This window comes from Halohasta sp. A2, assembly GCF_056175805.1.
The window spans coordinates 1-5,022 of the sequence record NZ_JAQFWV010000125.1; the positions used below are offsets into that span (position 1 = coordinate 1).

4 protein-coding genes and 4 pseudogenes are annotated in these 5,022 nt (G+C 49.2%); 4 read left to right on the forward strand and 4 right to left on the reverse strand.

What is annotated here, in order from left to right; translation table 11 throughout:
* Nucleotides 1-189: 189 nt before the first annotated feature.
* Together O2S87_RS17995 and O2S87_RS18000 are read right to left on the reverse strand one after the other, a co-directional pair.
* Complete coding sequence (locus tag O2S87_RS17995; RefSeq protein WP_475410119.1) at nucleotides 190-660, reverse strand: hypothetical protein; 471 nt, start codon at nucleotides 658-660, stop codon at nucleotides 190-192.
* 94 nt (nucleotides 661-754) lie between these two features.
* On the reverse strand, nucleotides 755-1,144 hold the full coding sequence (locus O2S87_RS18000; protein WP_475410120.1) for a hypothetical protein: 390 nt from the start codon (nucleotides 1,142-1,144) through the stop codon (nucleotides 755-757).
* Nucleotides 1,145-1,354: 210 nt separating this feature from the next.
* On the opposite strand from O2S87_RS18000, the gene O2S87_RS18005 reads away from it, so the two are divergent.
* The 4 genes and pseudogenes from O2S87_RS18005 to O2S87_RS18020 form a co-directional block, all read left to right on the forward strand.
* Nucleotides 1,355-1,564 (forward strand): winged helix-turn-helix domain-containing protein, encoded by a 210-nt coding sequence (locus O2S87_RS18005; RefSeq protein WP_475410121.1) that lies wholly within the window; start codon nucleotides 1,355-1,357, stop codon nucleotides 1,562-1,564.
* 502 nt (nucleotides 1,565-2,066) lie between these two features.
* Nucleotides 2,067-3,275, forward strand: a complete 1,209-nt coding sequence (locus tag O2S87_RS18010; protein ID WP_475410122.1) for an orc1/cdc6 family replication initiation protein — start codon at nucleotides 2,067-2,069, stop codon at nucleotides 3,273-3,275.
* 120 nt (nucleotides 3,276-3,395) lie between these two features.
* Nucleotides 3,396-3,686, forward strand: a pseudogene (locus O2S87_RS18015) (RNA-guided endonuclease TnpB family protein); the annotation flags it as partial.
* Nucleotides 3,687-4,153: 467 nt separating this feature from the next.
* Nucleotides 4,154-4,384, forward strand: a pseudogene (locus O2S87_RS18020) (sugar phosphate nucleotidyltransferase); the annotation flags it as partial.
* A 5-nt stretch (nucleotides 4,385-4,389) separates the two neighbouring features.
* Here the strand turns inward: O2S87_RS18020 and O2S87_RS18025 are convergent.
* A pseudogene (locus tag O2S87_RS18025) lies at nucleotides 4,390-4,899 on the reverse strand (GDP-mannose 4,6-dehydratase); the annotation flags it as partial.
* 19 nt (nucleotides 4,900-4,918) lie between these two features.
* A pseudogene (locus O2S87_RS18030) lies at nucleotides 4,919-5,022 on the reverse strand (IS5/IS1182 family transposase); the annotation flags it as partial.

Genomic DNA, 5,022 nt, shown 5'->3' on the forward strand with positions numbered 1-5,022 from the left:
CAATGTCGAATTTCCGCTGACGCTCTACGAGATTCGTTGCGCGAACGCGTTCGCGCAACTCATCAGAAGGAAACGCTCTTTGAATTCGCTCAACGATAACTGAACCCGGTGGAGAATAGCCCATACATTCCACCGGGTTTCTCTGACAGGTAGTCACGACGATATCTGGTTGAGCGCGATCTCACTCTGCTAAACTAGAACGGATGGGATTGGGCCATAGGATTTTTCGCGGTCCAAGGGTGTCTCAGAAAGTACTACCACCGCAGGCATGCCGACTCGGCGTGTGAGCTGCCGAAGGCTGTGATGAGAGATTGGATGGCCACTGGGATGCTTGGTGGTGTGGTACTGCACGCCACGGGTGGTTTTGGTGATAACAATCGGAGTGGGTGTCTCGAAGAGGCCAACCCACGGGTCGTGGTCTTGGTCGATATCCGAGAGTTCGTCGAGAATCGATGAGAGCTTACGGGGGGTTGGATTGCTGTCTTCGTGTGTGGGTGCATGGATTGTTGGGTTGGTTACCGGTTGGACGTCTGTGTCGTGCCACTGATAGCCATCCCAGTGCGAGTGGGTTTGGATCCATCCGTTGTTGGTTTGCTCGAGTGTGAGCTTTTTTCGAGGGCCATCGAGGGGCGTCCACTGGAGGACGATTGGCTCGCTCATTGGGTGGTCTCCTGGGTCTTTGGAACCGGTGTGGGGTTCGAAGGATGGGTGGGTACGAGCCGTGGTGAGGCCACTTCGAGGGTGTGGTGGGGGCTCATCGGGACGCCCCTCCTTCGTGTGGAAGCTTTGAGAGTTGGATATTCAGTTGTAGGTGTGGCGTCGCATCGTGAGCAACTCTGAGAATGGTGAGTGCGCTCAACAGGGTGGTATCGAACTGAATGTCGACGGTGAGCGCGTCTTGGGACGTTGGCGTTTCGGTGTGAGTGTCTGTATTACGATCGCTGGCAGTTCGGTCAGACCGACAATTGTGGGCGGCGATGCGTTCTGGGAGGCCGACGACACCACAGCGCAGACAGACTTCGAGTTCTGGTGAGGCGTGCGGAAAGTCTGCGAGGTCGGTAGAGTCTATTGTCGACCCAGCAGTGGCTATCTGGGTATCGGACTGTTCGACAGATTCATCTGGCTTAGATTCGGAATCTTTCATGCTTCGTGAGTGCGAAGCACGGGGTCGGTATCTCTAGTACCGGCCTCACTTTCTGAGGCGAGCCGTGCTTCTCAGTTAGATAGTCTATACCCAGTGACTTAAAATTTACTGTTAGTCACGACTATCTATAAGGAATAGAAGTATATACTACCTGCATAGAGTAGCTGCCCTTACATAATTACTATATTAATAGCCAATCAAGACCGCCTAATGGATACCAGTGAATTGCTTGAGAGTGATCGACAAATAATAGATGCACTCACTGAAGGTCGGTGTACTCCCGCATTTCTTGTCGACATCACAGGTCTGTCAAAACAAACAATCCATAATCGACTGAATGTTCTTGTGGCAGCTGGCCACGTCGAGAAAATCCATTCCAGTGGACTCTATGAACTCGTTGATGATCCACGAGAAAAATAAGCAACAGAGCTGTGAGATACTTTTACAGCTAATCATCAAATAAAACGGTCACTGCATACACTCAGAACAGGTTTGTTATCAAACGATAGCATAGAGTTCAGCTGTGACTCATAGACCCCACCGTGTCGAGTGTTTTCGAAAGTACTGAGGCTAGACCCTCATACACCCAGCTTCTAGACCCCACTGCGTCGACTGTTTTCCTTGGCTAAACTCACCTAACAGGATTCTATATGGGATGATTTCGCCTAGAGTGCCACCCCACTGTGTCGAGTGTTAATCAATACAAAACCTCGTAGTGTATTGAATAGGCTAGTTGGAGACCCCACTGTGTCGAGTGTTTTCGCTGGCTATATGGATTTAGCACGCTATTTAGCACAGATTATATTTCCTCACCACCCCACAGCGTCGAATGTTTCTACGATCAAGTGTTTGTCTCAAAAATCATTCGACACACTAGACGCGGTGGTTTTATTATCCAATAGCTATCAGACAGTAGTACTCAATGACGACCTTCACTCGTGATTCCGAGATATTTTCTGACGAAGATATGCTTCGGGAAGATTACCAACCCAAATCGATTACTGCACGTGAAGAAGAACTGCGTGCGTATAAGACGGCACTCCAGCCGGTTGTAAATGGCGCGCAACCGCGGAACATATTCCTGTATGGAAAGACCGGTGTGGGAAAAACAGCGGTCTCAAGATACCTCCTTGAGCAACTGAAACAGGATACAAAACAGTACGAGGATGTTGATCTCTCTGTATATTGGCTTAATTGTACGAACCTCTCGTCGTCTTACCAGGTTGCAGTCAACCTCGTTAATATCATCCGACCTCCAGAAAACCGTATCAGTACAACCGGGTATCCACAGCAACGTGTCTTTGATATTCTCTATGAGGAACTTGATGCAATTGGTGGGACGATTTTATTGGTTCTTGATGAGATCGATCACATTGGAAGCAACGATGAAATACTCTATGAGCTGCCACGTGCTCGCTCAAACGGCTATCTCGAATCCGCAAAACCGGGCGTCATCGGTATTAGTAACGACTTTGGGTTTCGCGACAGCCTTTCGCCGAAAGTCAAAGACACACTCTGTGAAGAAGACATTCACTTCCCACCGTACGATGGTACAGAACTTGAGGCAATTCTACATCGACGCGCAGACGGTGCACTCTACGATGACGCAGCCAAGCACGGTGTGATTTCGCTGTGTGCTGCCCTTGCGGCCCAAGATACAGGAAGTGCACGACAGGCACTCAATTTACTTTACAAAGCAGGCGAGTTGGCGCGAGCAGCCGACAAATCAGAGATCACCGAAGACCATGTTCACAAAGCTCGTGAGAAACTCGAACAGAGTCAGATCGAACATGGGATGCGTGAATTGACACAGCATGGTCATCTGTCACTGGTAGCTACACTTGCTCTTGCACTCGAAGAGGACACACCTGCGCGAGTGAGAGATATCTATCCACGCTATCGAACGATTGCAGAGAAGTCAGATATCGATCCCTTAGTTCGTCGACGGATGCACGATCATCTTGCAGACCTTACAATGCTTGGTATTCTCAATCGGCAGTCTCGAAATGAAGGTCGTGCTGGCGGTCAGTACTACGAGTACGAATTTGATGTCGGACTCAAACTCGTATGTGAAGTTGTCGACACACTCGATGGTATCGCACTTCCACGTCGTATTGTACAGCATCTGTGAGAGCCAATCATTATTAACCAGAACATTCGACATGGTGGGGTGTGACTGTTCAGCTCTGTTTGATGACCTAGGTGAAACACTTGACACAGTGGGGTGAGAGTAACTCGAATTCAGCGAGATATGACCGACACACAGACTCTCATCAAGACGCTGGACTTCCAACTCGACATTCAGAGCGACAACGAGGGCCTGCTGTACGACGCCACACTTGAAGCCCGCTCGGTGTTCAACGAAACCATCAGGCTCGCCAAAGAAGGCGTGGACTGTAACACGATTTCTGACCGTGTAGCCGACGATACCAATCTCATGAAAAACACAACTCAGCGCGTCGCCGCCAAAGCACTCGGTGCGATGGAGAACTACTTCGAGTACCACGACTTCGGACTCCCGAGCCACACCAAGGACGGCGAGTAACCGCTTCGTGCGAACTACGAGGTCATCTCCGGTATACATTCTCTGAACCGATTGAGGCAGTAATTGGGACAATCGAAGGGTATGATACGTTCAACGAGATTTCGATGTCGACTGTCCCACACCACATGCCAAGTGACGGGGTTTTTCAGATAAATTCTTATCGAATAAGTTAGTAGATCGCAGTCCATAGATTGGTTCTCCCTTCACTCGGTATTGGGTGTGTGTGACTAGAATATACTCTAGTATCAGATTCGATTAGATGGGATATCTTTCGAAAGGAACATTCGACACGATGGGGTGTGACTGTTCGTCTTGATGACGATTTTGGCAAACGGTATCTTGGACTAGTTGACAGAGGCACATATAATATACATATCTCACTCGGTATCGGGTGTGGGGGTCTAGCCTTTCATCGATGAAAACAGAACTATCTGGTCAAAACACGTGGCCATTTCCTGTAGCACATAAGGGGTTACTTACACCGCGGGAAGGGAACACGACTTCGCCTGCTTACTGACGACAAACCGAAAGGGATGGTAGATGTTGACGACGAACCGATCCTCACCCACTGTTTTGACAAACTCGTTGCATTAGGGGCCGATGAACTCGTTGCATTAGGGGCCGATGAAATCGTTGTTGTCGTGGGGTACCTCAAAGAGAAGATTATCGATTACTATGATGAGTACCGAGACGTCGACAATCAGGAGTTGACGACCAATGGTTCGTACCACTCCCGATTTTGTTCGTACCACTCAATAAACTCATTCACGCCTTCTCTGATATCTCGACTTGGCTCGTAGCCGATCATCTCTTGTGCTTTCGAGATATCTGCATGGGTGTGTTCGGCATCACCCTCTCGGGCTTCGGTATAGTTGATCTCTAAGCTAGTATCGATCTCATCTCGGACAACTTCCGCAAGGGTAGCGATGTCAATGTTATCTGTTGAGCCGATGTTCATCGTCTCGCCGTCAGCGCTGTCATTAGTCAGAAGGCTGTGATTGGCCTCCACAATATCCTCAATATAGGTAAAATCACGCGTCTGTTTGCCATCGCCGTAGATTTCTGGAGACACACCACGCATACAGCGAGAGACGAAGTTACTGATCGCCATATTCGGACGCATCCGTGGGCCATAGACGGTGAAATATCGGAGTGAGACCGTGGGCAAGCCATACACTTCGTTGTACACGCGCATGTAATGTTCGACAGAGGGTGTCATACAATTCATCTCATACCACAAGCTTCGTCCGCCCTGGATTTTCACCCTGTTCGTAGTTCGTGATTGCAACTATTACTCGGAGACACAGTCCAAGGAATGCTTGTACCCGAGCAT